We start from the raw sequence: 2403 nt of genomic DNA on the forward strand, positions 1-2403 counted from the left end.
AGAAGAATATAGACATCAGAATTCCGGATGAGCCGCCCATGGATTTCCCAAGCTTCTGCGCTACACACAGGCACAGCCTATCGGGATTGGCAAACGGCAGTTCGTCCATGCTAGCCATCAAAGCTTCGGCTGCCGTCGAAACCGTCGAACCCGTGTCACCGTCCCCGGATTTTGCGTCTAGCGCGTTCAGATCGTCCTTGGCTGCGATTAGGGTCTTGCAGCACGCTGTCAGCACTTCACGCAAGACTGGATCCGTCGACGGCTTGAAGCCCAGGGGCGCGAGCTTCTCTGACAGGGGAACAGTCCGTACCGATCCGACAGTCGAAATGCCGGGCCACGCGAAAGGCGATACCGGGGCGTTAAGCCGGTCGATATCGTCGTCGGTTGCCGGAAATACCGAGATTGAAACTCCGTGCATGCCGAGCGATGTCATCATCGCGGACGGGCCCACGATGTGAGATATCTTGGATCCCAACCGTGACTGCAGCAGGTCGTGTGCGATCACCGACATTTCAAGGCAGGATGTGCCGCCAAGATTATTCACCAGTGCGACATGCGGCTCATCACTCATGCAAGCGGTTAACCGATCTGCCATGGCCGATACTGCTACCCTCGCAGAGGTGAAATCGGCCTGTCTGACACCAGGCTCGCCGTGAATGCCAAGACCAAGTTCGATTTTGCCCGCCGGAATCCGATCTTCCTTCGGCGAGCCGGGAATAGCGCAGGTGTCGAGTGACATTCCGAAACTTTTTGCCGCGCTCGCGACACGGCGCGCTGTGCCAGCCACGCTTTCGAGATCGGCACCTATCGCGGCGTGGGCTCCGGCAATCTTGTGAACAAACAGTGCTCCGGCAACACCTCGGGGTTGTAGCAAGTCAGGTAGCGAGATGTCATCTGCGACAATCACAACTTCAACCCTCATGCCCAGATTTCTGGCCCGTTCCGCTGCCAGCCCGAAATTCAGACGATCCCCGGTGTAGTTTTTTACGATAAGCAGGCATCCGGCAGGTCCCGTTACCGCCAGAATGGCTGCGAGAACTGCGTCAACGCTGGGCGAGGCGAAGATGTCGCCGCAAACTGCAGCGGTCAGCATACCTTCCCCTACAAAGCCTGCATGAGCAGGTTCGTGCCCCGATCCACCGCCCGAAACCAAGGCAACCCTGGACTTATCCCAGTCACCGCGAAGCACCACCCGGATATGCGGATATCCATCCAGCCGGACCAACTTGCCACCCGATCCGGCGACCAAACCGTCAATGGCTTCGGTGACGATATCTTTGGTTTCGTTCACAAAATGCGTCATTGTCTTCTTTCGCTTTCTCAAAATTATCGTTGTCATTTCAACGACAGCGGTCGGGTCATAGGCCGAGACCTTCAGGCCGGCCTGGTTGCATTGAGTTGACCTTGCCCACCCGCAACATCCGCATAACCAAGCTGGGCTGAAATCTCGGCTGCGGCGTCGAGCAATTTCTGCCGATATGCCAGCAGATCGTCAGCGCTTCTTCGACCTGTCATGTCCCACATGCTGACAGCTGCGATGACATCGCTATTGTGATCGAACACGGGAGCGGCAAGACCGACGTCCTGCAGGTATTCCTCACGGTTGCTGATCGCAATTCCCGCTTCGCGTACTTTCTGCAGCTCCTTGGCAAAGTCCGCCGGATCCGTGATGGTGCGATGCGTGAAAGCTTCAAGGTCCATCTCACCCAGGATTGCCTGCCGTCTTGCGCCATCCGAAAACGCCAGCAACGCTTTGCCGGCAGCGCAGACATGAGCCGGGGTCCGGTCCCCCACTCGAGGCGCTTGCCGATGGCGCGAAGGGTAGTCGACGATCCTCAACCAAAGCACCTGATTTCCATCCAGAATGGATATGGCCGTACCGGCTCTGACGTCACGGCTCAGTCGCATGAGCGTCGACGCGGAGATTTCAGGAAGATCTGCGGCACTAAGGACATTCGTCGCCCATCCCATCAGCTTCGGCCCGGGTAGGTAGACGCTGCGTAGCGGATCGAGCGCCACCAATCCTTCCTCCCGAAGTATCGACAGCAATCTGTGGGTCGAGCTCTTCGGCAAACCCGCCGCCTCGGTGATCTGGGAATAGGTTAGGCGTGCGCGACTGGAACAGATGATGTCCAGCACCTGAACGCTTTTCGAAACGATCGAACTCTTGGTCATACGCTTTCCCCGGCAGTGTTGACAGCTATTGGAACGCTGGGCATCATAATATAGAGAATCACTTCCATAATATGGAACTATCATGAAACCCAAACGCCTTCAAACGCAACCGTCATGTCAGAATTCAACGGGAGTTCCTGTGACCCGTTTTCTTCGGTGGTGCCAATGAGGTCAGACGTTCAGGTTGCCATCGTCGGCGGCGGCATCGTGGGGGCTTCGGTCCTGTAC

At 57.0% G+C, this 2403-nt stretch carries 2 protein-coding genes; both read right to left on the reverse strand.

The genetic code is table 11. From position 1 onward, the window contains the following. Positions 1–1303, reverse strand: a 1303-nt coding sequence (locus WBB85_RS22200) for a dihydroxyacetone kinase subunit DhaK (RefSeq protein ID WP_432640745.1), incomplete at its 3' end; no start/stop codon positions are given. Between the two features lie 71 nt (positions 1304–1374). Then, positions 1375–2175 carry an IclR family transcriptional regulator gene (locus WBB85_RS22205; RefSeq protein WP_432640746.1) on the reverse strand — a complete coding sequence of 267 codons (801 nt, stop codon included), beginning with the start codon at positions 2173–2175 and terminating at the stop codon, positions 1375–1377. Positions 2176–2403 lie beyond the last annotated feature (228 nt).

The organism is Albidovulum sp. (genome assembly GCF_049646345.1).
GTDB lineage: Bacteria > Pseudomonadota > Alphaproteobacteria > Rhodobacterales > Rhodobacteraceae > Albidovulum.